Annotated in this window: 23 protein-coding genes and 1 pseudogene; 14 read left to right on the top strand and 10 right to left on the bottom strand. The window is 67.0% G+C overall.

The annotated features are described in order from the left end of the window. Positions 1-90: 90 nt before the first annotated feature. The 3 genes from RYM47_RS02415 to RYM47_RS02405 are packed head-to-tail and all read right to left on the bottom strand — an operon-like array spanning position 91 to position 2,631. A complete protein-coding gene (locus tag RYM47_RS02415; protein ID WP_315385863.1) occupies positions 91-1,320 on the bottom strand; it encodes a VCBS repeat-containing protein in 1,230 nt (409 codons plus the stop codon). A gap of 15 nt (positions 1,321-1,335) precedes the next feature. Continuing rightward, positions 1,336-2,241, bottom strand: coding sequence for a hypothetical protein (locus RYM47_RS02410; protein WP_315385942.1), 906 nt, complete (start codon positions 2,239-2,241; stop codon positions 1,336-1,338). A 27-nt stretch (positions 2,242-2,268) separates the two neighbouring features. Further along, positions 2,269-2,631 carry an H-NS family nucleoid-associated regulatory protein gene (locus RYM47_RS02405; RefSeq protein WP_315385861.1) on the bottom strand — a complete coding sequence of 121 codons (363 nt, stop codon included), beginning with the start codon at positions 2,629-2,631 and terminating at the stop codon, positions 2,269-2,271. 178 nt (positions 2,632-2,809) lie between these two features. Here RYM47_RS02405 and RYM47_RS02400 point away from each other — a divergent pair, with 178 nt between their 5' ends. From RYM47_RS02400 to RYM47_RS02365, 8 genes are all read left to right on the top strand, one after another. Continuing rightward, positions 2,810-3,202, top strand: coding sequence for a hypothetical protein (locus RYM47_RS02400; protein ID WP_315385860.1), 393 nt, complete (start codon positions 2,810-2,812; stop codon positions 3,200-3,202). Positions 3,203-3,281: 79 nt separating this feature from the next. After that, positions 3,282-3,635 carry an AraC family transcriptional regulator gene (locus RYM47_RS02395; RefSeq protein WP_315385858.1) on the top strand — a complete coding sequence of 118 codons (354 nt, stop codon included), beginning with the start codon at positions 3,282-3,284 and terminating at the stop codon, positions 3,633-3,635. Between the two features lie 63 nt (positions 3,636-3,698). Beyond that, on the top strand, positions 3,699-6,722 hold the full coding sequence (locus tag RYM47_RS02390; protein WP_315385855.1) for a two-component regulator propeller domain-containing protein: 3,024 nt from the start codon (positions 3,699-3,701) through the stop codon (positions 6,720-6,722). Between the two features lie 213 nt (positions 6,723-6,935). Further along, positions 6,936-7,778, top strand: coding sequence for an alpha/beta hydrolase (locus RYM47_RS02385; protein ID WP_315385941.1), 843 nt, complete (start codon positions 6,936-6,938; stop codon positions 7,776-7,778). A gap of 117 nt (positions 7,779-7,895) precedes the next feature. After that, the gene (locus RYM47_RS02380; RefSeq protein WP_315385853.1) at positions 7,896-8,357 is read left to right on the top strand and encodes a nuclear transport factor 2 family protein; all 462 of its coding nucleotides are present in this window, start codon (positions 7,896-7,898) and stop codon (positions 8,355-8,357) included. 49 nt (positions 8,358-8,406) lie between these two features. Next, entirely contained in the window at positions 8,407-8,787 is a 381-nt protein-coding gene (locus tag RYM47_RS02375) for a YbjQ family protein (RefSeq protein ID WP_315385852.1), read from the top strand. 87 nt (positions 8,788-8,874) lie between these two features. After that, positions 8,875-9,756 (top strand): SDR family NAD(P)-dependent oxidoreductase, encoded by an 882-nt coding sequence (locus tag RYM47_RS02370; protein WP_315385851.1) that lies wholly within the window; start codon positions 8,875-8,877, stop codon positions 9,754-9,756. A gap of 25 nt (positions 9,757-9,781) precedes the next feature. After that, positions 9,782-10,654 carry a LysR substrate-binding domain-containing protein gene (locus tag RYM47_RS02365; RefSeq protein WP_315385849.1) on the top strand — a complete coding sequence of 291 codons (873 nt, stop codon included), beginning with the start codon at positions 9,782-9,784 and terminating at the stop codon, positions 10,652-10,654. A gap of 10 nt (positions 10,655-10,664) precedes the next feature. Here the strand turns inward: RYM47_RS02365 and RYM47_RS02360 are convergent, their stop codons facing one another. The 4 genes and pseudogenes from RYM47_RS02360 to RYM47_RS02345 form a co-directional block, all read right to left on the bottom strand. Continuing rightward, on the bottom strand, positions 10,665-10,847 hold the full coding sequence (locus RYM47_RS02360) for a hypothetical protein (RefSeq protein ID WP_315385847.1): 183 nt from the start codon (positions 10,845-10,847) through the stop codon (positions 10,665-10,667). After that, the gene (locus tag RYM47_RS02355; RefSeq protein ID WP_315385846.1) at positions 10,844-11,980 is read right to left on the bottom strand and encodes a PepSY-associated TM helix domain-containing protein; all 1,137 of its coding nucleotides are present in this window, start codon (positions 11,978-11,980) and stop codon (positions 10,844-10,846) included. The genes RYM47_RS02360 and RYM47_RS02355 overlap by 4 nt, the downstream gene beginning before the upstream one ends. A gap of 39 nt (positions 11,981-12,019) precedes the next feature. Further along, entirely contained in the window at positions 12,020-13,612 is a 1,593-nt protein-coding gene (locus RYM47_RS02350; protein WP_315385845.1) for a TonB-dependent siderophore receptor, read from the bottom strand. Between the two features lie 95 nt (positions 13,613-13,707). Beyond that, positions 13,708-14,046 (bottom strand): annotated as a pseudogene (locus RYM47_RS02345) (TonB-dependent receptor plug domain-containing protein); the annotation flags it as partial. A 240-nt stretch (positions 14,047-14,286) separates the two neighbouring features. Between RYM47_RS02345 and RYM47_RS02340 the strand changes: the two are divergent. The 3 genes from RYM47_RS02340 (at position 14,287) to RYM47_RS02330 (ending at position 17,527) form a co-directional block, all read left to right on the top strand. Next, positions 14,287-14,508, top strand: coding sequence for a hypothetical protein (locus RYM47_RS02340; RefSeq protein WP_315385843.1), 222 nt, complete (start codon positions 14,287-14,289; stop codon positions 14,506-14,508). A gap of 104 nt (positions 14,509-14,612) precedes the next feature. Continuing rightward, complete coding sequence (locus tag RYM47_RS02335) at positions 14,613-15,590, top strand: DUF4105 domain-containing protein (protein ID WP_315385939.1); 978 nt, start codon at positions 14,613-14,615, stop codon at positions 15,588-15,590. Further along, complete coding sequence (locus RYM47_RS02330; RefSeq protein WP_315385841.1) at positions 15,587-17,527, top strand: alpha/beta fold hydrolase; 1,941 nt, start codon at positions 15,587-15,589, stop codon at positions 17,525-17,527. Before RYM47_RS02335 ends, RYM47_RS02330 begins: the two co-directional genes overlap by 4 nt. Before the next feature lie 69 nt (positions 17,528-17,596). Here RYM47_RS02330 and RYM47_RS02325 read toward each other — a convergent pair whose 3' ends face one another. Next, on the bottom strand, positions 17,597-18,958 hold the full coding sequence (locus RYM47_RS02325) for an MFS transporter (protein WP_315385839.1): 1,362 nt from the start codon (positions 18,956-18,958) through the stop codon (positions 17,597-17,599). 89 nt (positions 18,959-19,047) lie between these two features. Here RYM47_RS02325 and soxR point away from each other — a divergent pair, with 89 nt between their 5' ends. Further along, positions 19,048-19,482, top strand: a complete 435-nt coding sequence (gene soxR / locus RYM47_RS02320; RefSeq protein WP_315385838.1) for a redox-sensitive transcriptional activator SoxR — start codon at positions 19,048-19,050, stop codon at positions 19,480-19,482. Positions 19,483-19,503: 21 nt separating this feature from the next. Here the strand turns inward: soxR and proC are convergent, their stop codons facing one another. Next, positions 19,504-20,325 carry a pyrroline-5-carboxylate reductase gene (proC, locus tag RYM47_RS02315; protein ID WP_315385836.1) on the bottom strand — a complete coding sequence of 274 codons (822 nt, stop codon included), beginning with the start codon at positions 20,323-20,325 and terminating at the stop codon, positions 19,504-19,506. Further along, positions 20,322-20,999 (bottom strand): YggS family pyridoxal phosphate-dependent enzyme, encoded by a 678-nt coding sequence (locus RYM47_RS02310; RefSeq protein WP_315385937.1) that lies wholly within the window; start codon positions 20,997-20,999, stop codon positions 20,322-20,324. Before RYM47_RS02310 ends, proC begins: the two co-directional genes overlap by 4 nt. A 119-nt stretch (positions 21,000-21,118) precedes the next feature. Between RYM47_RS02310 and RYM47_RS02305 the strand changes: the two genes are divergently transcribed. Together RYM47_RS02305 and RYM47_RS02300 are read left to right on the top strand one after the other, a co-directional pair. Next, complete coding sequence (locus tag RYM47_RS02305) at positions 21,119-22,156, top strand: type IV pilus twitching motility protein PilT (RefSeq protein WP_315385834.1); 1,038 nt, start codon at positions 21,119-21,121, stop codon at positions 22,154-22,156. 100 nt (positions 22,157-22,256) lie between these two features. After that, on the top strand, positions 22,257-23,399 hold the full coding sequence (locus RYM47_RS02300) for a PilT/PilU family type 4a pilus ATPase (protein WP_315385833.1): 1,143 nt from the start codon (positions 22,257-22,259) through the stop codon (positions 23,397-23,399). Positions 23,400-23,533: the final 134 nt, after the last annotated feature.

Raw genomic sequence — 23,533 nt, 5'->3', positions numbered from 1 at the left:
AAGGCTGATGGTGGCAAGCCGGAGCGACGCCGGCATCCGAAATACTCAGCAGCGCGGGCCAGTAAATCTACCTAGCCGGCTGGCGCCGTTTCAGTCGCCGCTCAACAGGAGTCGCGCCTGCGACTGCCACCCGCCTATGAACAGGTCCGGTTTGCCGTCGCCGTCAAGGTCGCCGCTTGCCATGCTCCAGCTGCGCCCGGTAGTCGCTGCGGGAACCACCTTGGCGGTTACGTCGGTGAAGATCCCCTTGCCGTCGTTCTGCCAGGCGCGGACCTGCAGCGGTTTGAAGCCGGGTACCTCGATGGCGCTCACCACCAGATCCGGATACCCGTCCTGATTGAAATCCACCACGGTGCCGCCCCAGCTGGAGAAGCGGTGCGTGGGCAGGCGCGCGACGGTTTCATCCTTGAAGCGGGCGTCGCCCTGGTTGATGAACAGGCGGGTCTGCGGATCCTTGTCCCACTCACGGTTGTTGCTGGTCAGGTTGAAGAACACCAGGTCCAGCCGTCCGTCGCCATTGGCGTCCAGCGCGTGGACTTCGCGGGTCTCGGTGGGCACTTGTTTGCCGAGCCGGTCGGTCGCGTCGATGAAGCGGCCGCGGCCGTCGTTCAACAGCAGGCGGTTGATCGGATCCTGGCTGGCGATGGCCATGTCCAGGTCGCCATCGCCGTCCAGATCTGCCAGCACGATGCCCTGCGCCTGTACGTCGATGCGGGGCAGGTGGGTCAGGGTAGCGTCAATGAAATGCCCCGGGCGTGCCGGGTCGTTCAACCACAGGAACGGCTGCGCGACGCCGCTTTTGCCTTCGGTGGTGTTGCCGATGACGATGTCCGGAAGGCCATCGTCGTTGACGTCGCCGACCGCCACGCCGTTGGCCTGGCTGGTGGCGGGCAGGCGTTCGCTCACGCGTTTGAATCCTCCCTTGCCGTCGCCCAGGAACAGGGCATGCTGCTCGGTGTCTTCGGCGATGAAGAGCACATCCGGGTGGCCGTCGCGATTGAAGTCCGCCACGCGCACATGTTCGTTGTCGCCCTTGATCGAACCAAACGCGCCGGATGCGTGGCTGAGCTTGCCGGTACCGTCGTTGAGATACAGCCGATTGGCGCCATTCTCCACCGCGACCGCGATGTCCAGGTCGCCATCACCGTCTGCGTCCAGCATCGCACCGTCCAGCGCATGCAGCGCTGCATCGGCAGGTACGTGGGTGGCGGTGACGTCGGTGAAGGCCGTGGTCGGGGGTTGCACCGATGCCGCGCCGACATTGAACGCGGCGCCGCAGAGCGCGGCCAGCAACAGAGGGAAGTGGGCGTTCGAAGGCATCGTGTCTGCTCCGTATCAGTGGATCTCGATCAGCTGCTGCTTGAAAACGGGCCACAACGCCAGTTTGTAGGTGACGCTGGTGATGGTCCGGCGCGGGTCGGTAGGGTGCGGCCGGGACGTGGTGCTGGTCCTGCCCTGCCGCCACAGCCCGAACATGACGATCTCCGAGCCGACCGGGAAGGATTGCAGCCAGGCTGCATCGTCGTGGCCTACGCTGACTTCGTAGAAGTCCCTGCGGTCGGCGACGTCGGTGCGTTGATATTTGGGCGCGCAGTTCAGATAGGTGGTCCCGGCGCCGGCGCCGGGTTGCGGCGAGCGGTGCGACCGGACCGTGCCCACCAGTGCCATCGGCAGGTCGGTGGAACTCGAGCCAAGCCGCTCCCAGGCGTCGTCGTACCGATCCTGTGCGTAGAAAAAGCTGCTCCAGTCGACCTTCTTCTTGCCGAGGCGCAGGGTCAGCCGCGCCGCCAGCAGGGCGTCGTCCGCGCACAGGGCGCGCAGTGACAGCAGGTCGGCGAGCGTCGCCAGGCAACGGTCGGATGACGGTTCGGAGGCATTGGCGGCGGCGCCACGCTTGAGTTCCTGTTGGAGCAGCAGCAGCCGAAGTTCGTGCTTCCCGTCCTCGAGCGCTGGCAGGAATGCCGCATCAGTGCCCGCGGTGAGGATCGACTGCAGGCGTGCAGGAGCGTCGTACCGGCAACCGGGTTGATGCTGTGCGCCCTTGTTCAAGCCAATGAAGGCAGGCACATCCATCGGCACGCCGCCGACGGGCGTCCTGCTGTGCCCGGGCACGAACCTGACCGACGCGCCGCAGCCTTCACTGTCGCAGAGCAGGGTGGGCAGGGTCTGCTTCGTATCGTGGCGCTTCTGCAGGTCTTCGATGCGGTGCAGGGTGCCGTGGATGCCCACGGCACGGCGCATCTTCAAATCACGGCTCATCAGCGTCGATCAGCCCGGGAAGGCCGGGAAGCGCTGGTCGGGATGACGTTTCTTCCACTCGGTGTGGGCCACGGTGCCTTCCCAAGCCAGAAACGACTGCGGAACGCGACCGCGCCCGGACCAGGTTTCCTGGGTGTGCGGCAGCCAGTAACGCGGCGGCAGTTCCTGTCGGGGGGCCTTGGGCGCCTTCGGGGCCTTCGCCGCGGGGGCCGCGCCCTCGCGGGCTACCAGCGCCTGGATCCTGCGCTGCTGCTCGGGGCTGAAATCGGCGTAGCTGGTGGTGAGCAGCACGGTGACGCGTTCATACGCCTCCTTGGTGGCGGCCCGCAGCAGGGCGTGCGGGGAGGGGGAGGCGGATGACGTGCGGGACATGTAATTCCAGGAAGAAGGACAGACCCGGGCACGATACCAAATGCCGGTGTGATCAATCCGCGCCCTCCCAGCACCGGCTGCGACCTGTACAGCGCTGCTTACTACTCTTTCGGGGCATGCGCGCCGGCGGAAACAGGTCCCCAATGGCGGCGGCCTGATCGAACGCTGGAGGCGACCGGTGCAGCTGCTTTACGCAACATTCCCTGACCGCATGCCCGGCGTGGGCCTGCTCCTGCTGCGTCTGATGCTGTCCTCGATGCTGGTGTGGCCGTGGGGCCTGCGTGCCTCGTTGCCGCACGGCGACGTGCTTGGCTGGGCGTGGATGGCGGCGGTGCTGATCGTGCTCGGCAGCCTGCTTCCGCTGGGGATCCTGGCGGCGGTGTTCGTGGCCTGCCTGGATCCCGGGCTGCAGGGCTGGCCGGTCGTCGGACTGTTGGCGAGCGTGCTGCTGCTGGGCCCTGGCGCCTACTCGGTGGACGCGGTCCTGTTCGGCCGGCGGGTGGTGGAGCTGCCGCCGTCGCAGCGCACGCGCCGCAGCGGGCCGGACCGGCGCGATCACCCGAAAGAGTAGGCAGGCACCCCGCCGATCGGGGCTGTGGCCGCGTGCGGTGCAGCGGCAGCATACAAGGCAACTTCGGCGAGGGTTCCCCGTGCACACCAACCCTGCGGCACGCGCGGTCGAACGCGGCGTGGATTACATCGAGGCCAATCTTTCCGAACCGCTGCAGCTCAGTGCGATCGCCGAAGCTGCCTGCATGAGCCGGTTCCACTTCGCGCGTATGTTCCGCGAGCAGACCGGGCTCAGCCCGATGGAGTATCTGCGCATGCGCAGGATCGAGCGTGCCCGGCAGCTGCTGCGCGCCGACGGCCAGCGCATCGGCCAGATCGCCAGCGAGCTGGGCTTCTACGACCAGAGTCACTTCGTCCGCTGGTTCCGCCGCAGCCTGGGATGCACGCCGTCGGCGTACCTGCAGGACGCCCGCGCCGACCGCCCCTGCCAGTAAGGCGTTTTTGTATGATGGCGCATGCGCTGGCGTAGCGCCGCGCGCGCGGGCAGGGGGGCGATGATGACGTACACACTTCGAAGTCTCGCCCTTGCCTTTCTGCTGCTCCTTGCCGGGAGCGCGAACGCGCTGGACCCGGCGCGCGCGGTAGGACAGTTCCACCACACCGCCTGGACCGTCAACCAGGGCGCGCCGGGCCAGGTCACTGCATTGGCGCAGACAGCCGACGGTTATCTGTGGCTGGGTACCGAGATCGGGCTGTACCGCTTCGACGGCGTGCGCTTCACGCGTTTTGCGCCCACCGGCACCGAGGCTTTTCCCGCCACCAGTGTGTCCACCCTGTACGCGCCCCCCGGTGGCGGACTGTGGGTGGGGTTCCGCTATGGCGGGGTCAGCCTGATTGAGGGCGCCCACGTGCGGCATTACGGGCAGGCCGAAGGGTTGCCGACCAGCACGGTGTTCCGCTTCGCCGAAGACGGCAGCGGTCGTTTGTGGGCGGCCACGTTTACCGGCCCGGTCATGCTGCATGCGCAGCGCTGGCAGCGCCCACCCGTGGCGATGGGGTATCCAGGCCGCCAGGCCCGCACCCTGTTCACCGACCGCGACGGCACGCTGTGGATTGCCGCCGAAAACGGCATGGTGTTACTGCGCCGTGGCGCCGGCACATTCGAGCATCTGCCTGCCGTGGTGGGACGGGTAAGCCAGATCGCGCAGGCGCCGGATGGGGCGATCTGGGTCGCCGAAGCGGACGGTGGCGTGCGCCCCCTGACGGCACCGGGCAACGCAACGTCAACCGCTCAACCTGGCGCACCGGGCGCGTCAGCCGGCCTGCTGTTCGACCGCGACGGTGTGCTCTGGGCCACTACGCTGGGCACCGGGCTGGTGCGGCGTTCGCCTGCGCGCGCAGGCGAGGGGTTTGAGACGTTCCGGCGCGCGGACGGGCTCAGCTCGGACTATCTGCAGCCACTACTGGAAGACCGGGAAGGCAACCTGTGGGTGGGCAGCAGCCGTGGCCTGGACCGCTTCCGCCACGCCAACCTGGTGCAGGTGGCGATGCCGGAAGGTGCGCAGGACTTCGCCATCGCAGCCGACGACGATGCGCTGCTGGTGGGTACCCGTAACCATGCCCTGCAGCGTGTGCGGATGGCATCGCGGCAGGCGTTGCCGCTGCATGCGGCGATCACCGCGATGCATCGCGACGCCGAAGGCGGCATCTGGCTGGGTGGCCCCGGAGGTCTGTGGCGGTTGCACGGCGGCAGCTTCGAGGAGGTCTCAGACCTGCCGGTGTCGCTGCGCTCGGGCGTGCAGGCGATCGCGACCACGCCCGACGGTGCCGCGTGGCTGTCGTTGAACACGCCGGGACTGTACCGGCTGCACCAGGGCAGCTGGACGCATCTGCAGGACATCGCCGACCTGCCGTCGAACGGATCGCCGCTGTCGATGCAGGTCGATGCCCGGGGACGCCTGTGGCTGGGCTTCGCACGCAACATCGCGGTGGTGCTGGAACACTGCAAGGCGACCACGCCGTGGACCGGTGAACCACTGGACGTGGGCAATGTCACTGCGCTGTTCGAAGACACCCACGGCATGTGGATCGGCGGCGAGCGCGGCCTGGCGCTGGTGAGCGCGGGTCGCCTGCGCAACGTGCTGGTCGACGTACGCGAGGACCTGCGCGGCATCAGCGGGATCGTGGCCGATGCTACGGGCGATGTGTGGTTCAACGGTGCGCGTGGCGTGGTGCGGGTGCGCGCCGACGATGTCGCCGGGCTGTTTGGCGGGCACGGCGGCCCGCGTTACGAACGCTTCAACGCGCTGGACGCACTGCCGGGCATCGCGGCGCAGTTCCGGCCCCTGCCTACCGCCGCCCGTACCAGCGACGGACGCCTCTGGTTTGCCACCACCAGCGGCCTGGTCTCGATCGACCCACGGCGGATCGTGCGCAACCCGGTGGCGCCACCGGTGGAAATCCTCTCGGTGACCGTGGATGGCGCGATGGTTCCCATCCGGGACGGCCAGGTGCAGTTGCCGGCCGGGCCACGCAACCTGCGCATCCGCTACACCGCGCTGAGCCTGTCGATACCCGAGCGCGTGCGCTTCCGCTATCAGCTGGAAGGGTTCGACTCGCAATGGATGGAAGGCGCGGCGCGTTCGGCGCTGTACAACGCCCCCGGATCCGGACGCTATGTGTTCAAGGTGCGTGCCAGCAACAACGACGGCGTGTGGAACGAACAGGGCGCGCAGCTGGTGGTGACGGTTGCGCCGCACTACTGGGAAACCGGCTGTTTCCGGTTGCTCTGCGTGGTGGCCGCCGCGGCCCTGCTGTGGCTGCTGTACCTGGCCCGGTTGCGGCAGCTGGCCGCTCGCATCCGCACGCGCCTGGACGAGCGCCACCGCGAACGCGAGCGCATCGCACGCGAACTGCACGACACCCTGCTGCAGAGCACGCAGGGCCTTATCCTTCGGCTGCATGCGTCCAGCCGCAAGCTGGCGCCAACCGATCCGGTCCGGCAGGAACTGGAAGCGGCGATGACCATGGCCGAGCGGGTCGGTGCCGATGGACGCGAGCGCGTGCGCGGCCTGCGCGGCGACGTGGACCACGCTCGCGACCTCGGCGCTGCGCTGATGGCGGTACTGGACGAGTCGCACGGGTTGGATACGCCGGTGGTGCGTCTGGTGGTGGAGGGCACGCCGCGGCCGATGCAGCGCTGCGCCAGCGAAGAGGCGTACATGATCGGCCGCGAGGCGATGCTCAATGCGTTCCGGCATGCGAAGGCGGGCACTGTGCAGGTGTCGCTGGGTTACGGGCGGCATGCCTTCCGGCTGCGCGTGGATGACGACGGCATTGGATTCAGCCAGGAGGCGGGTGCGGTGGAAGGGCACTGGGGCCTGGCGGGCATGCATGAACGTGCGGCGCGCGCTGGCGGCACCCTGGCGATTCTCTCCGGTCGGCCCGGTCGCGGTACCGGAATCGACCTGCAGATTCCCGCTGCGTTCGCCTGGGAATCGCCGTATCGGCCCGGAATGGCAGGGCTGCGCGACCGCATCCGCGCGGTATTGAAACGCATGCGGCCCCGGCCACGCGGGTAAAGCGCAACGGTGTACAAGCGTCCCTGCGTGCACGTCTGGTTCCATGTGCGCTGCCATCCCCGAGAAGGACGCACCATGCCCCCACGCCAGCTGGACACGCTGACGCTTACCCGCCGCCAGGTGCTCCAGGTGGGCGCTTCCGCGCTCGCCGTGATGGCGCTGCCGGCGCTCGCAACCGCACGCACCTCGTCCCCCACACCGGAAACCACGCACATGTCCGAAAACTTCGTCACCACCAAAGACGGCGTCCGCATCTTCTTCAAGGACTGGGGCCCGCGCGATGCGCAGCCCATCGTCTTCCACCACGGCTGGCCGCTGTCCTCGGACGACTGGGACGCGCAGATGCTGTTCTTCGTGCAGCACGGCTACCGCGTGATCGCGCATGACCGCCGCGGCCATGGTCGTTCGGCACAGGTCAGCGACGGCCACGACATGGACCACTATGCAGCAGACGCATCGGCTGTGGCCGAGCACCTGGATCTGCGCAACGCCGTGCATATCGGCCATTCCACCGGCGGCGGTGAAGTTGCGCGTTACGTGGCGAAGTACGGCCAGCCGCAGGGCCGCGTCGCCAAGGCCGTACTGGTCAGCGCGGTGCCGCCGCTGATGCTGAAGACCGCCTCCAATCCGGGCGGTTTGCCGATCGAAGTGTTCGACGGCATCCGTGCCGGTGTTGCCGCCAACCGCGCGCAGCTGTTCGTGGACTTCCCGACCGGCCCGTTCTACGGCTTCAACCGTCCTGGTGCCACCGTCTACCCGGGCGTGATCCAGAACTGGTGGCGCCAGGGCATGATGGGCAGCGCCAAGGCCCACTACGAAGGCATCAAGGCGTTCTCGGAAACCGACCAGACCGACGATTTGAAGGCGATCACCGTGCCGACGCTGGTGATGCACGGCGACGACGACCAGGTGGTGCCGATCGCCGATTCGGCCGAGCTCTCGGTGAAGCTGCTCAAGAACGGCACGCTCAAGGTGTACAAGGGCTACCCGCACGGGATGCTGACCACCCACGCGGACGTGATCAATCCGGACCTGTTGGCCTTCATCAAGGCCTGATGTACCCAAGGCACACGGGGCCCCATGCCCCGTGTGCCCGGCACTGCCTGCAACGGCAGCAGCCTCGCACCCTTCCCGTGCTATAAGCCTTCCATCAAGCATCCGCCTGGAGTGGTCATGCCCGCACTTGCCCTGCTGTTTGCCGCTGCTGCCGCAACGAACGTTCCTTCGCTGCCCGATGCCCGTACCGTCGCTGCCATTGAAGCAACGTGCTTCGACTACGTGGATGGCCAACTGGAAGGCGACCCGGCGCGGGTTGCCCGATCGCTGCATCCTGACCTGGCCAAGCGCATGGTCCTGGGGGAGACGCCGGACGAACGGCTTGGCCTGCGCCGGATGAGCAAAGAAGAATTGGTGGGGCTGACCCGGCAGGGTGCCCTGAAAACGCCCAAGGACCAATGGGACCGCAGTTGCCGCGTGCTGGACGTCACCGACACCGCCGCTTCGGTCCGCCTGGAGACGCCCTGGTTCGTTGACTACTTCCATATGGGCCGCTTCGGCGAACGGTGGATCATCGTCAACGCCTTGTGGTATTCCAAGCCCAAACCTCCGGCTGCGGCGCCCCCGACGACACGCTGATCCGACACTCCATTCCACGGGCCTCGCGCCCTTTGCACCGAGCCAGGCAATGGCAGACCCCTACAACAGCGCAGCACGTCCCCCGAGCGGTCCCCGTCTCGACGACTCCATGGTCACTACGGCATTCGAGCTCCCCGGTTACCGGGTCGCACGCAACCTGGGCGTGGTGCGCGGCATCACCGTGCGTTCGCGCTCCATCGTCGGCAATTTGCTGGGCGGCATCCAGACTCTGTTCGGCGGCAACATCACCATCTACACCGAGCTGTGCGAACAGGCCCGCGAGGAAACCTATCGCGACATGGCCAAGCACGCGCGCATGCTGGGCGCCAACGCGATCATCGGCATGCGCTACGACGCTACCGACATCATGACCGGCCTCACTGAAGTGCTGTGCTATGGCACTGCGGTGGTGGTGGAACCCGTGCGCTGACCGCAGGCGGAGCGATATGCCCGGCGTATCGCAGCCCCCTGCAACTCGTATTGGCCTCGGATGACCCCGCGCCCTGATCCTGTAGGGATGCAAAGGCAAGACGGTGTTTCATTCGAGGGGCAGGTCGGCCTGGTGACCGGCGCGGCCAGCGGGCTGGGGCTGGCCTACAGCCGCCTGTTGGCGCAGCGCGGCGCACGGGTGGTGATGCACGACGTAGGAGCCGGTTTGGATGGGCAGGGCCAGGATCCGCACCGGATCGATGCCACCGTGGCACTGCTGCGCGGGACCGGGCTGGACGTGCATGCCGCGCACGCGGTGATCGACGAGCGCGAAGGCTGTAGGGGATTGATTGCCGGGATCCTGGCGCGGCAGGGGCGGATCGACTTCATCATCCACAATGCCGGATGGGTGGAGTACCAGCTGATCGATGCGCTGCAGGAAGACCATTTCGACTACATGATGACCATCGCGGCCAAGGCGCCGTTGTGGCTGGCTGAAGCGGCGTGGTCGGAGATGAAGGCGTGCCACTACGGCCGCATCGTACTCACCACGTCCGATCGCGCGCTGTATCCGCAGTACGTGCAGAAGGGTCTGGCGGCCTATGCAGCGGCGAAAATGGCGGCGGTAGGTATCGTCAACGTACTGGCCGCCGAGGGCGCGCCGCACAACATCATGGTCAATGCGATCTCGCCGGTCGCCAAGACCCGCATGTGGGGCGTGGAAGGTGAGCCCGATGAGCTGCATCCGGATGCGGTGGCACCGGGCGTTGCGTTTCTGGCTTCCACAGCGTGTCGCGAAGGTGGCTGGATCCTGCGCGCCAGCAATGGACAGTTCCATGCCACCCGCAGCGTGGAAGCCGAGGATGTGGCCTATCCGCGCGACCTGCGTGCCACGACAGCGGAAAGCATCGAGGACATCGCCGCGCAATGGTCGCAGATCGCTACACCGACAGTGGAACCGCGCAGCTAGCGTTTTCCACGTCATACTGACGCCCATGGTCGATCTCCGCCTGCTCCGCCAGTTCGTCGCCGTTGCCGAGGAACTGCATTTCCATCGCGCCGCCGCACGGCTGCACATGTCGCAGCCACCGCTGACGACGGCGATCCGCCGGCTGGAGGAGGAGATCGGCAGCGAACTGATCCTGCGCGGTAACCGCACGCTGGGACTTACCGCGGCAGGTGCGGTGCTGCTGGACGAAGCGCGGTTGCTGCTGCAGCAGGCCGACCGTGCGCTGCTGGCCACCCAGGACGCCGCTGCGGGTCGCACCGGGAGCATCCGCCTGGGCTACGTGGGAAGTGCGCTGTACGGTCGCCTGCCGGAAGTGATCCGCAACTTTCGCCAGGCCAATGCGGACGTACGCCTGGAGCTGATTGAAGCGACCTCCGCCCGCCAGATCCAGATGTTGCGCGAAAAGCGCCTGGACGTGGGCGTGGTCATTCCACCGGTGTTCGATGCGGAGGACATGCAGCTGCAGCCCTTCGACATGGACCGCCTGGCGATCGCACTGCCACGCGCGCATCCATTGGCGAAGGGCGACGCGGTGACCATCGCCGAACTTTCCGATGAACCCTTCGTGCTGTGGCCCGCACGCGAGGGCAGGGGCTTCCACTCGCAGGTGGTGCGGCTGTGCGCGGCTGCCGGCTTCACCCCGCGCGTAGTGCAGGAAGCACACGGGATGCATGCGGTGCTGTCGCTGGTGGCGGTGGAAGCCGGGATCTCGGTGGTGCCGGCCAGCATGGCCGGATTCCGCAGCGAGGAGGTCGCGTACCGGCATCTGCAGGGAGACGATGCCGGATTCGAGCTTCACCTCTGTGTGCGCTCGGACGAATCACTGCCGGCGGTGAAGCTGTTCCTGGATCGCAGCTGACGACGGACCTTCAGCGGGTCCGCTTGATCCACGCGCGCACCACCAGCCCGATCAAGGCGGCGAACACCACCCACGACACGACATCGAAGATCCCGTCACCGACCAGCGCGCTGACCAGCCCCAGCACGCTCGCTGCGGCGATCCATGCCGGGGCGGCGAAGGGACTTCCGTTCGGGGCGGAAGGGCGGCTCATGCGGCACCTCCGGTGTTCCCGGCACGCTCGATCTCGGTCACCCGCGCTTCGGTGCTGCCGCGCTTGACCCACAGATACAGGCCGCTGACCAGCACTGCGATGGTCAGCAGGTCCAGCAGCGCCCAGAGGATCTTCAGCGGCAGCTTGCCGTAGTCGCCGAAGTGCAGCGGCTGGCTGAGCAGCAGCACGCTCATGTAGGTGGGCAGCTGCGGCCGTGCGGTGAGCTCGCCGCTGACCGCGTCGATCAGTACCGGGCGGTACAGGCGCTCGGTCAGCGGGGTGTTGCCCTGCATGAACACGCCATAGTGGTGATCGCCGCTGTAGCCGGTGCCCGGGAAGCTGACGAAGGCCGGACGCATCTCCGGTTCGGCCGCACGCGCGGTATCTACGGCAGCCTGCAGCGAGGTGAGGGTGGTCGGTCGCGGCTGGCCGGCGTAGCGGGCCGCGAACTCACCCAGCTGTTCGCTCTGCCAGGCGCTCTCGAGCGGCTTGGCGATGGTGTTGATGGCGCCGGTGATGCCCACCACCAGTGCCCAGCCGAGGGTGACCACGCCGATCACGTTGTGCAGGTCCAGCCAGGCCAGGCGACGGCTGCGGCCGGTGCGAAGGGTGCCGAAGCGCTGCCGACGCATGAAGGGCCCGTACAGCACCAGCCCGGAAATGATCGCCACTGCGAACAGCAGGCCCATGGCGCCCATGAACAGCATGCCGGGCAGGCCCAGGAACAGGTCGGTGTGCAGGCGCAGGATGAAATACATCACGCCTTCGTTGAACTGCGCGGCAGGCACGACGGCACCGCTGCTGCTGTCCAGCAGGGCGGTCTTCATCTGCGGCGGCGGCGTGTCGGCGCGCTCACCGGTGTTGACGTACATCGTGTTGGCTTCCGGGTCCCAGCCCACGAACAGCGGCACGTTGCCCGGGTACTGGTCGAGCGCGGTCCTCACCTGTTCGTCGTAATTGCGCGCCGGTCCGGGGGTGGTGGTCTGTTCTGCATGCGGCTCGAGCAGGTGGTCGATTTCCTCGCCGAAGATCAGCGGCAGGCCGGTGATGCACAACAGCAGCAGGAACAGGGTGCAGATCAGGCTGGTCCATTTGTGGACCAGGAACCAGGCTTTGATGGTGGCGCGTTGCATTGAGTTCTCTGGCGGCGGCTGGAGAGGGGTGCGTCTTGATCAGAACCGGTAACTGATGGTCCCGGTAACGGTGCGCGGATTACCGGTGAAGCAATCACCGAAGTTGCGGCACGGCGCGAAGTACTTCTTGTCCGACAGGTTGGTGATGTTCAACGCCATGGTCCAGTCGGTTACCTGGATTTCGGCCAGCGCATCGACCAGCGTGTAGCTCGGGGTGCGGATGAAGCCGCCGAAGCCCAGCGACTGGGTATTGCCCACGTAACGGCCGCCAACGCCCAGACGCAGGCGCGAGACGTCGTCGATCTGGAAGCCCTTCGCCACCCAGACCGACGCCAGCTCCTGCGGTGTGTCATTGAGACGCTGGTTCACTTCCATCTCGAAGTTGCTCTTGGTCACCTTGGCGCGATTGCGCGAATAGGCGGCGGTAAGCGTGAGGTCGTGTGCGAAGGTGAACTGGCCTTCCAGTTCGACGCCCTTGGATTCGATCTCGCCGGTCTGAACCACGTTGAGCGGGTTTTCCGGATCATTGGTCTGGCGGTTGGTTTCGGTGATGCGGTACGCCGCGGCGGTGACCAGCATGTTCGCGGCGGGCTGCCACTTCACGCCACCTTCCCACTGGTCGCCCTGCATCGGCTTGAACGCGTTGCCGTAGATGTCCTGGCCGGTGACCGGCAGGAACGATTCGCTGTAGCTGATGTACGGCGACACCCCGGCGCCGATGTCGCCGATCAGGCCGGCGCGCCAGGTGGTGGCGTTGTCGGTCTGGCTCGGCAGGCCTTCGGTCTTGCTGCGCGCATGGTCGCGGCGCGCGCCCAGCACCAGCGACACACGGTCGGCCCAGCGGATCTGGTCCTGCAGGTACACGCCCAGCTGGGTCGTCTGCTGGTCGGGCAGGCGATTCCAGCCGTTGATGGTCACGCCGGTGGAGACCGGGGTGTAGATGTCGATCGGGGTCGGCGTGGCGTCCAGCTGCAGCGCGTCCTCGCGGTAGTCGCTGTAGTCCACGCCGGCCAGCAGCATGTGCTGGAACGCGCCGGTGGCGAAGTCGAACTGCACCGCGGTATCGCTGGTCAGCGAACGCACGTCCGGGCGCACGCCATACGCATTGCGGTTGACCACGCGCTTGTCGGCATCGATGAACGGGTCCAGCGGATTGCTGTAGGCGTCCGGGTAGAGCTCACGGAACTCGGTCTTGCCGTCCAGGTAGCGCACCGAGGAGCGCAGGCTCACGCTGTCGTTGAAGCGATGGTCGAACAGCGCGGTCACGCTGTACACGCGCGAATCGAGCTTGTCGAAGTCCTTGTCGCCCAGGAAGGTGGACGGGTCCAGGCGCGGCGTGCCGGCCGGTGCGTGCAGCGTGGCCACCACCGGCAGGAACTGCTGGCTCGAGGCGGTCTTGTCGTGCTGGTAGCTGGTGAGGACGGTGAGGGTGCTGCGCTCGCCGCGCCAGCTGATCGAGGGCGCGATGTAGATCCGGTCATCGTCGATCTCGTCGGTCTGCATGCCGCTGTCGCGGACCAGGCCGACCACGCGGCCGGCCACGGTGCCGGCGTCATTGAGCGCACCGCCGATGTCGCCCTGGAGCTGCTTGCGGTCGAAGTTGCCGAGCTGCACGCCGACCTCACCGCCCACGTCGGTATAGGTGGGCGCTTGGTCATGGCATTGATGATGCCGCCGGTGGCGCCGGCGCCGTACAGCACCGAGGAGGGGCCGCGCAGCACTTCCACCCGTTCAAGACCGTAGACCTCGGTACGCGCCAGCGGGCTGAAGCCGTAGCTGCGGCGCAGGCCGTCCAGGTACTGCACCGGGTCGAGCCCGCGCACCGTGCTGCCGTCGCTGCGGGTATCCAGGCCATAGGCGTCTGCGGTCACGCCGGCGCTGTAGCGCAGGGTCTCCTGCAGGTTGCGCGCACCCCGGTCGGTGAACAGCTCGCTGGTGATCACACTGATCGCCTGCGGGGTCTGGGTCAGCGGCGTGTCGGTCTTGGTCGCGGTGCTGGCGCGGTCGGCGACCACGCTGACCGCGTCCAGGGTACGCGCAGTGCTGGCGTCCTGGGCCTGGGCCATGGCCGATGCGAGCAGGGTGGGGACCAGCAGCAACAGGGGCGAACGGCGCGTCAGGGCAGGCATGGTCAGGATTCCGGGAGTGAGGGCCCGGATTATCGGGAGGTGAGGATGCGAACGCAAATGACTCTCAGCTTCAAAAGGTACGGAGGCGACTTCATCTGGCTGAAACATCCCCTGCACGGCCCGTACGCGTTTGCCCGCCTAACGTAGACCGTCCCCACGCCGCTGATGGAGACGCCCATGAATACCCTGCAGACCGCCGCCCGGGCGATGCGCAATGGCCTGGAAGAAATGGCGGCCCTGCTGGTCGGGGAACGCGCCGAGGACCTGCGCCGCGACGACTCCGCCGCTCCGGGCGTGGGGATTCCCATGCCGCGCCGCCTGCCCATGCGCCGGGCACTGCCGCGGGCACGCAAGGGCATGGCCCCCTGGCAGAAGGTCGGGGCGCCGCGCCGTACCTGAACAGGCAAACATGTTCCACACATCGGGTTGTGGCTTACTAGCGCCCCGACCAACCGACGGAACGATGTGTGAAGACAGCAGGACGATGGGGGCTGGCGCTGTTGATGCTGGCCGCAGCACTGTGGGTGGCGGGGCTCCTGGCGTACCAGTTGCCCGGGCCGGGTTGGTTGAAAGGGGTGGCGGTGCTGGTCTGGGGCGCCTTAGCGCTGACCACTGCAGTCGCGTTCGGTCGCGCCCGGGCCGGTCGTTGGCCCGGACCGGTGTTCCTGGCGGTGCTGGTCCTGTGCGGGGTCTGGTGGCTGCTGCTCAGCCCACGGCAGGACCGGGTCTGGGCCGATGATGTCGCCCAACGCCTGAAGGTGGTCGAGTTCGACGGTACCCATGTGGTGCTGGACAACGTGCGCAACTTCACCTGGCGCAGCGAAGACGACCATGACGTGCGCTGGGAGCGCCGCGACTATGACCTGGACCAGCTGCGTTCGGCCGATCTGGTGCTGTCGTACTGGATGGGGCCGCTGATCGCACACACACTGGTGTCGTTCGGGTTCGCCGACGGCCGCCAGCTGGTGTTCTCGCTGGAGATCCGCAAGGAACGTGGCGAGTCGTTCTCCGCGCTGGGCGGGTTCTTCCGCAAGTTCGAGATGACCCTCGTGGCGGCCGAGGAAACCGACATCGTGCGCGTGCGCAGCAATGTGCGGGGCGAGGATGTGTACCTGTACCGGCTGGCGGGCATGACCCACGAGCAGCTCAAGGGCCTGTTCGTGTCCTATCTGGGCGAGGCGCGCAAACTTGACGCCGCACCTGCTTTCTACAACACGCTCACCAGCAACTGCACCACCATCGTCTATGAACTGGCAAAGCAGATCGCGCCGGGACTGCCGCTGGACTACCGGCTGCTGGTGTCGGGCTACTTCGCTGAATATGCGCGCGACCTGGGCGTACTGACGCCCGGCGTGGACTTCGCGACGTTGAAGGCGCGCGGACGCATCACCGAACGCGCGCGCGCTGCCGGCGACGATCCGCACTTCTCCCAGCTGATCCGCAAGGGCGTGCCCGGGATCGAGCCGGAGCCGCAGCGATGAGCCGCTGGCTGCGCCGCGGCGCCCCGTTGCTGGCCCTGGTGCTGTCGCTGCTGCTGTCCAGCGGCTGCGCGATGGTGACCATGAAGCAGGTATCGCCGACCGATTACCTGGCCAACAAGCGCGGCGACGTGCTGACCTCCAGTCGCTTCAGCATGGCTTCGCAGGAAACGCTGAGCGTGATCGGGCTGGACGTATCGCTGTGCGAGAAGGATGTAGCGGCCTGCGAGAAGACCCTGAAGGAGACTTCTGACCTGCCCGAGGAGCAGCGCCTGTCGACGCTGTCCGAGCTGTGGGTGAAGAATGCGCTGGCACTGACCCCCAAGCCGAAGGACCGCGAAAAGACCCCGATGTCCGAGGCAGCGCTGGACGCCTGGCTGGAAGCCGCCCGCTATGCCTACGCCTACCTGTTCTTCAGCGGGCGCACGCCGTCCGACCGCGCCTTCGAAGACCGCCAGACCCAGGTGCGCGACTACTACAACTACGCCGCCGAGCAGACCGCCACGCTGGTGTTCAAGCGCAGCCGCGAAAGCGCGCTGGAAGGCGAAGACTACAACGCTGCCGTGGCCGGTGAGCGCTGGACGCTGACCTCGGACTTCGACCAGCTGCGCCTGACCAGCATTCCCACCACCATGGTCTCGGCCTCGTCGGTGAGCTTTGCCGGGCTGCGCAGTACGTATCGGCGCGACGGTTTCGGCGCCGAGCTGGTAGTGGTGATGGACCCGCCCAAGCTGATCGCGCCGGTCGACGGCGAGAAGGTGGAGATCCCGCAGTACAGCGAGATGTCCTCGATCAATGCCACCGCGCTGCTGCGCTTCAAGGGCGACACCCTGCAGCAGGTGCTGTACACGACCCAGGTGCTGTTCGACGTGTACTCGCCCGAGTCCACCGAGAGCGTGCAGCTGCATGGCGAGAAGGTACCGCTGGCCGGCAACTTCACCGCCGCCTACGGCATGTGGCTGGCCCAGTCCGGATTCGCCACGCAGTCACTGCGGACCCTGTTCGGGTTGAGCGAAGGCATCGCTGCGCCGCACATGTATTTGATGCAGCCGTGGGACCCGAACCGCCGCATCATCTTCATGCTGCATGGCCTGGGCAGCAGCCCGGAAGCGTGGGTGAACGTGGCCAACGAGATCCTGGGTGACCCGGAACTGCGCCGCCATTTCCAGGTGTGGCAGGTGTATTACCCGACCAATGCGCCGATCGCGCTGAACCGCTACGAGATCGACCAGGCGTTCAACAACACGCTGCATCATTTCGATCCCACCGGCAGCGCGCCGGCGTCGAAGGACATGGTGTTCATCGGCCACAGCATGGGCGGGGTGCTCGCGCGCCTGCTCGTCACCAGCTCCGGCGAAACGCTGTGGGACCAGTTGTTGGCCAACTATGACCTGAAGGGCGAGCGGCTCAAGCGGGTGCAGGCCAAGCTGGGCCCGCTGCTGCATTTCGACGCCGAACCGGACGTGGAGCGCGCCATCTTCATCGCCGCGCCGCACAAGGGCACCGATATCGCCGGCAACCGGGTAGGGCGCTTCATCGGCCGCCTGGTGCGCCTGCCGATCACCCTGCTGGGCAAGTTCGAGGATGTGTTCCAGACCCTGCAGCAGGCCGAAGTGCAGTCGGCGCAGGCGACCAAGCTGCAGATTCCCAACAGCATCGACAACCTGAAGGCCAGCGACCCGTTCGTGAAGGCATCCTCGGCGCTGCCGATCATGCCCGGCCTGAAGTACCACTCGATCATCGCCCAGCGCAAAGCCACGGTGCCGCTGGAACAGTCCGACGATGGACTGGTGCCGTACTGGAGCGCACACCTGCCGGGGGCGGTGTCGGAGAAGGTGATCATCTCCGGGCACAGCGTGCAGGAAACGCCGCAGGCGGTGCTGGAGATCCGGCGGATCCTGCGCGAGGACCTGGAGCAGGTCGACCGGAAAACGCCCTAGAGCGGGGCTCTGCCCCGCTGCGCGCGGTGCCGGCACTGCAGCCACGCAGGGCGTGGCTCTACCGGGGTGTCATACCCGCCGCGCGACCACCACGCTCGCCGCAGCCAGCAACAACATGATCGCGAAGGTCTGCAGGTAGCCCAGGGTCACGTCCACCGACAACATCCACGCGAACAGCGAACCGGACACCGCCAGCGTGGTGGCTACGCCCAGTGCTTCGCTCAGCTGCAACGCCGACGTATTGGCGCCCTGCTGCGCGGGCGGCGACAACGACAGCGTCAGCACTGACAGGCTCGGGTAGATCAGGCCCATGCCCAGGCCGGTCAGGGTCCATCCGGCCAGCGCCAGCCACAGCGGGACGCCGGGCTGGATCGCCAGCGCGGTGCCGATGATGCCCGTGCACATCAGCAGTGCACCGGCGCCCAGCAGTTGCTTCCGCGACACGCCCTGGCCCTGGTGGCCCTGGAACCAGGAACCGCTGAACCAGCCCAGTGCACCCAGGCTCAGGGCCACGCCGGCCAGCAGTGGGGTCAGGCCACGTTCGCGCTGCAGGAGGAGCGGCAGGAATGCTTCGCAACCGAAGAAGGCCGACGCCGCGATGCCGCGCAACGCGATCACGCTCGGCAGCCCGCGCCGCAGTCGCAGCGTGCCCTCCGGCAGCAGCTTCCAGCTGCACAACGCCAGGAGCGCGATGGCCGGTACCAGTACCGCCAGCGCCGGCCAGCCGACCTGCTGCCCGCCCACGTACAGCAGCAGCGCGCCCAGTGAGGCACCGATCGCCCAGCGCACCACTGTGCGGCTGGATCCAGCGCCCGTGGCGAGCGAGGGCACCGCGCGCAGCGCCGGTCGCAGCAGCAATGCGGCCGGAATGGCCAGCAGCGGTACGCCCAGGAACACCCAGCGCCAGCCGAGGTGCTGCACGATCAGTCCGCTGATCGCCGGGCCGATCAGCGACGGCACCACCCAGCCGGCCGAGAACGCGGCGAACACGCGCGGCCGCAGCGGCTCGGGGAAGGTGCGCCCCACCAGTACATACAGCGCCACCGAGATCGCACCCGCACCCAGCCCCTGCAGCAGCCGGCCCAGTACCAGAACCGGCATGTGCTGGGCGAAACCGGCTACCAGCAGGCCGGCGATGAAGCAGGCCAGGCCGAGCCACAACGGGCGTGCCGGCCCGAGGCGGTCGCTCCAGCGCCCGGCCAGTGTCATGCCGATCACGCTGGTGGCCAGGGTGCCGCCGAAGGCGAGCGCATACAGCCGCAGCCCGTCCAGATCATGGGCGACGGTGGGCATGGCGGCGGCGACCGCGAGCGCTTCGAAGGCATGCAGCGAGACCAGCGCCACCATGCCGACGGTGGTGGCGCGGTAGCGTGGCGAGAGGATCGACGCCGGTGCGTCGGTGGCAGGCAGTGAAGCGACATCGGAAGACATGTGCAATCCAGGCAACGAAGGTGCGTGGCGCTTGCGGTGCGCCACGAGGTGCCGCACGATGACACCTGAACCAAGGTTGAGGTCAAGCAGTGATCGCGCAGGAGTTGAGTGTAGGTGAGGTGGCTCGGCGCAGCGGCGTAGCGGTATCGGCGCTGCACTTCTATGAGCGCAAGGGATTGATCCGCAGCCTGCGCACGGCCGGCAACCAGCGCCGCTTCAGCCGCGACGTGCTGCGCCGGTTGGCGGTGATCCGCGTGGCGCAGCGGGTGGGCATGCCTTTGGAGGCGGTGGCGCATGCGTTTGCCGCGCTGCCGGAAAACAAGACCCCGACCCGTGCCGAGTGGGGAAAGATGTCGGCGCTGTGGCGCGGCGAGCTGGACCAGCGGATCGAGGAGCTGATGTTGTTGCGCGATCAGCTCACCGATTGCATCGGGTGCGGGTGTCTGTCGCTGAAGCGGTGCCGCTTGGCCAATCCGGGCGATGCGCTGGGCGAGCAGGGGGATGGCGCGCAGCGTTGGGGGTGAGGGTCTGCGTGGCTGAAGCGCTCAATCGTTCGCCGCAGACAACGTCTTCCCACGCCGGGTAGCGGCATCGATCGCCCGCTCGACCATCGCTTCGAAACCGTCGGCCTGGAAACTCTCGATCGCCGCCTGGGTGGTGCCATTCGGCGAGGTAACCCGGCGCCGCAACTCGGCCGGGGCCTCCCCGGACTCGTCCAGCATGCGGCTGGCGCCGAGCAGGGTCTGCACCACCAGCGTGCGTGCGGCCTCGGGCGACAGCCCCTGCGCAATGCCCGCCGCTTCCATGGCCTCGGCCAGCAGGAAGACGTAGGCCGGTCCGCTGCCGGACACCGCGGTCACTGCGTCCATGCGCGCTTCGTCGTCGATCCACACCGTGCGCCCGGCGCTCGCCAGTACGGTGTCGGCCAGCGCGCGCTGTGCGTCGCTGACACCGCCGGTAGCGAACAGGCCGGTGACCCCGGCACCCAGAAGGGCCGGGGTGTTCGGCATGGCGCGCACCACGGCGCCATGGCCGCCCAGCCAGCGGGCCAGTTGCGCGCTGGTGATGCCCGCGGCGATGGACACCACCAGCGGCTGCAGCCGTGCGGCGGGCTCGGCCAGCGTGGCGCACACCTCGCGCAGCACCTGCGGCTTTACCGCCAGTACCCATACTGCGCCCTGCACGGCGGCGTCGGCGGAGTCGGCATGGGTGTTGACCCCGAAGTCAGCGCTGAGCTGCTGGCGCAGGGTGGCGACCGGCTCGGCGACATGGATCTGGTCGGGCGCCACGCCCTGGCGGACCAGCCCGGCGATCAGGCTGCGGGCCATGTTGCCGCCGCCGATGAAGGTGATGGGAGCAGAGGTCATGAAGGATCCTTGTGTGGGGTGGGGCGGGCACCAAACAGTGCGGTGCCGACCCGGACCATGGTCGCGCCATGGGCAATGGCCTCGGGGTAGTCGGCGCTCATTCCCATGGAAAGGGTATCGACCTGTGGGTACCGGGCGGCAAGGGTCTCGAACAGGGCGTGCATCCGCTCGAAGGCCTGCTGGCGGCGCGCTGCATCTGGCCAGGGTGCGGGAATGGCCATCAGGCCGCGCAGGCGCAGCCGTGGTTGTGCGGCGATGGTGTCGGCGAGCACGGGCATCGTGTCCGGTGTACAGCCGTGCTTGCTGTCTTCATCGTCGATATTCACCTGCACCAGCACGTTCAACGGCGACAGCGTGTCCGGGCGATGCGCGGCCAGCGCAGTGACGAGCTTGGGCCGGTCCACGCTCTGCACCCAATCGAAGTGCTGCGCGGCCAGCTCGGCCTTGTTCGACTGCAGGTGCCCGATCAGGTGCCACTCCAGGCCCGATGACGCCAGCGCCTTGATCTTGGCCACCGCTTCCTGCACGTAATTTTCGCCGAAGGCACGCTGGCCCTGCGCGGCCAGGGCAGCCACCGCCTCGGCCGGTTGGGTCTTGGACACCGCCAGCAGGCGCGGCGGTGGCCGCCCGGCGGCCGTGGCCGCGTTGTGCAGGTTCAGCAACAGGGTGGGCAGGGGCAGGGCAGTCACGGGCAGGTACTCAATGGGGCAGTTTCCCGGTGGATCAGGGAGGCTATACTGCCGACCGGGGAAAGATCCTTCCAGTCGCAGCAGTCTATGGGGAGTAGCAGCGTATGGATATCGCCGAACTGTTGGCGTTTTCCGTTAAGAACAAAGCGTCGGACCTTCATCTGTCGGCAGGCCTGCCGCCGATGATCCGCGTCGACGGCGATGTCCGTCGCATCAATATTCCGGCCCTGGACCACAAGCAGGTCCATGCGCTCGTTTACGACATCATGTCGGACAAGCAGCGCCGCGATTACGAGGAATTCCTCGAAGTCGACTTCTCGTTCGAGATTCCCAGCCTGGCGCGCTTCCGCGTGAACGCGTTCAACCAGAACCGTGGCGCCGGTGCGGTGTTCCGTACCATTCCGTCCGAGGTGCTCACCCTTGAGGACCTGGCCTGCCCGCCGTTGTTCCGCGAAGTGATCCAGCAGCCGCAGGGCCTGATCCTGGTGACCGGTCCGACCGGCTCGGGCAAGTCGACCACGCTGGCGGCGATGATCGACTACATCAACAAGAACGAATACGGCCACATCCTCACCGTCGAGGATCCGATCGAATTCGTGCACGCCTCGCAGAAGTGCCTGATCAACCAGCGCGAAGTGCACCGTGACACGCATGGCTTCAACGAAGCGCTGCGCTCGGCGCTGCGTGAGGACCCGGACATCATCCTGGTCGGCGAACTTCGTGACCTGGAAACCATCCGCCTGGCACTGACCGCCGCGGAAACCGGCCACCTGGTGTTCGGCACCCTGCATACCAGCTCGGCGGCCAAGACCATCGACCGCATCATCGACGTGTTCCCGGCCGGCGAAAAGCCGATGGTGCGCTCGATGCTGTCCGAGTCGCTGCGTGCGGTGATCTCGCAGGCGCTGCTGAAGAAGGTCGGCGGCGGTCGTACCGCTGCGTGGGAAATCATGGTCGGCACCCCGGCCATCCGCAACCTGATCCGCGAGGACAAGGTGGCGCAGATGTATTCGGCCATCCAGACCGGCCAGCAGTACGGCATGATGACCCTGGACCAGCACCTGCAGGACCTGGTCAAGCGCAGCCTGATCACCCGCAACCAGGCCCGCGACTACGCCAAGGACAAGCGCCTGTTCGAGTAAGGCGGGGCCGCAACGGGGCGGCGTGCGCCCGTGCGCCGCCGTTCCCGCGCCGTTTCCTCCACCGACCGTTTCCTGGTACATGCCCCATTGGGAGCCCGCCGTGAACACCACCGCGACCACCATCGATTTCACTTCGTTCCTCAAGCTGATGGCGCACCAGCGCGCCTCGGACCTGTTCATCACTGCGGGCATGCCGCCGGCGATGAAGGTCAACGGCAAGATCTCGCCAATCACGCAGACCCCGCTCACGCCGCAGCAGAGCCGCGACCTGGTCCTCAACGTGATGACCCCGGCACAGCGCGAGGAATTCGAGAAGACCCACGAATGCAACTTCGCCATCGGCCTGTCCGGTGTCGGCCGCTTCCGCGTGAGCTGCTTCTACCAGCGCAACCAGGTCGGCATGGTGCTGCGTCGCATCGAGACGCGTATTCCGACCGTGGAAGAACTGAGCCTGCCGCCGATCATCAAGACGCTGGCAATGACCAAGCGCGGCATCATCCTGTTCGTCGGTGCCACCGGTACCGGTAAATCGACCTCGCTGGCGGCGATGATCGGTTACCGCAACCAGAACTCGACCGGCCACATCATCACCATCGAAGACCCGATCGAATTCGTGCACAAGCACGAGGGCTGCATCATCACCCAGCGCGAAGTCGGCATCGATACCGACAGTTGGGAAGCGGCGCTGAAGAACACCCTGCGCCAGGCGCCGGACGTGATCATGATCGGCGAAGTGCGTACCCGCGAAGGCATGGACCATGCCATCGCGTTCGCCGAAACCGGCCACCTGGTGCTGTGCACCCTGCATGCCAACAACGCCAACCAGGCGATGGACCGCATCGTCAACTTCTTCCCGGAAGACCGCCGCAACCAGCTGCTGATGGACCTGTCGCTGAACCTCAAGGGCGTGGTCGCGCAGCAGCTGGTGCCTTCGCCGGATGGCAAGTCGCGCAAGGTCGCCATGGAAATCATGCTGGGCACGCCGCTGGTGCAGGATTACATCCGCGACGGTGAGATCCACAAGCTCAAGGAAGTGATGAAGGAATCGGTGCAGCTGGGCATGCGCACCTTCGACCAGAGCCTGTTCGAGCTCTACCAGGCCGGCGAGATCAGCTACGAAGACGCGCTGCGCTACGCCGATTCGCAGAACGAAGTGCGCCTGCGCATCAAGCTGTCCCAGGGCGGCGACGCGCGCACCCTGTCGCAGGGCCTGGACGGAGTGGAGATTTCCGAAGTCCGCTGACACGGCGGATCCGGAAAACGGGGCGCGCGCGGTGCAATGCCGGCGCGCCCTTGCTGTACGTGGTGCTTCAAGGGGCCGGCACCGTGCCGGTAGCACTGTTACCGTAGAGAAAAATGCACATGGAATTGCATGAT

This window comes from uncultured Stenotrophomonas sp. (assembly GCF_963519125.1).
GTDB lineage: Bacteria > Pseudomonadota > Gammaproteobacteria > Xanthomonadales > Xanthomonadaceae > Stenotrophomonas.
The sequence above is the reverse complement of the archived record's forward strand: the minus strand, read 5'-3'. Positions and strand labels throughout refer to the sequence as shown.

Excerpts from the sequence above, each read along its gene's own strand:
- RYM47_RS02415 (WP_315385863.1), bottom strand. The coding sequence starts at position 1,320 with ATGCCTTCGAACGCCCACTTCCCTCTGTTGCTGGCCGCGCTCTGCGGC.
- RYM47_RS02410 (WP_315385942.1), bottom strand. The coding sequence starts at position 2,241 with ATGCGCCGTGCCGTGGGCATCCACGGCACCCTGCACCGCATCGAAGAC.
- RYM47_RS02405 (WP_315385861.1), bottom strand. The coding sequence starts at position 2,631 with ATGTCCCGCACGTCATCCGCCTCCCCCTCCCCGCACGCCCTGCTGCGG.
- RYM47_RS02390 (WP_315385855.1), top strand. The coding sequence starts at position 3,699 with ATGACGTACACACTTCGAAGTCTCGCCCTTGCCTTTCTGCTGCTCCTT.
- RYM47_RS02385 (WP_315385941.1), top strand. The coding sequence starts at position 6,936 with ATGTCCGAAAACTTCGTCACCACCAAAGACGGCGTCCGCATCTTCTTC.
- RYM47_RS02380 (WP_315385853.1), top strand. The coding sequence starts at position 7,896 with ATGCCCGCACTTGCCCTGCTGTTTGCCGCTGCTGCCGCAACGAACGTT.
- RYM47_RS02375 (WP_315385852.1), top strand. The coding sequence starts at position 8,407 with ATGGCAGACCCCTACAACAGCGCAGCACGTCCCCCGAGCGGTCCCCGT.
- RYM47_RS02370 (WP_315385851.1), top strand. The coding sequence starts at position 8,875 with ATGCAAAGGCAAGACGGTGTTTCATTCGAGGGGCAGGTCGGCCTGGTG.
- RYM47_RS02365 (WP_315385849.1), top strand. The coding sequence starts at position 9,782 with ATGGTCGATCTCCGCCTGCTCCGCCAGTTCGTCGCCGTTGCCGAGGAA.
- RYM47_RS02360 (WP_315385847.1), bottom strand. The coding sequence starts at position 10,847 with ATGAGCCGCCCTTCCGCCCCGAACGGAAGTCCCTTCGCCGCCCCGGCA.
- RYM47_RS02355 (WP_315385846.1), bottom strand. The coding sequence starts at position 11,980 with ATGCAACGCGCCACCATCAAAGCCTGGTTCCTGGTCCACAAATGGACC.
- RYM47_RS02340 (WP_315385843.1), top strand. The coding sequence starts at position 14,287 with ATGAATACCCTGCAGACCGCCGCCCGGGCGATGCGCAATGGCCTGGAA.
- RYM47_RS02335 (WP_315385939.1), top strand. The coding sequence starts at position 14,613 with ATGCTGGCCGCAGCACTGTGGGTGGCGGGGCTCCTGGCGTACCAGTTG.
- RYM47_RS02330 (WP_315385841.1), top strand. The coding sequence starts at position 15,587 with ATGAGCCGCTGGCTGCGCCGCGGCGCCCCGTTGCTGGCCCTGGTGCTG.
- RYM47_RS02325 (WP_315385839.1), bottom strand. The coding sequence starts at position 18,958 with ATGTCTTCCGATGTCGCTTCACTGCCTGCCACCGACGCACCGGCGTCG.
- proC (WP_315385836.1), bottom strand. The coding sequence starts at position 20,325 with ATGACCTCTGCTCCCATCACCTTCATCGGCGGCGGCAACATGGCCCGC.
- RYM47_RS02305 (WP_315385834.1), top strand. The coding sequence starts at position 21,119 with ATGGATATCGCCGAACTGTTGGCGTTTTCCGTTAAGAACAAAGCGTCG.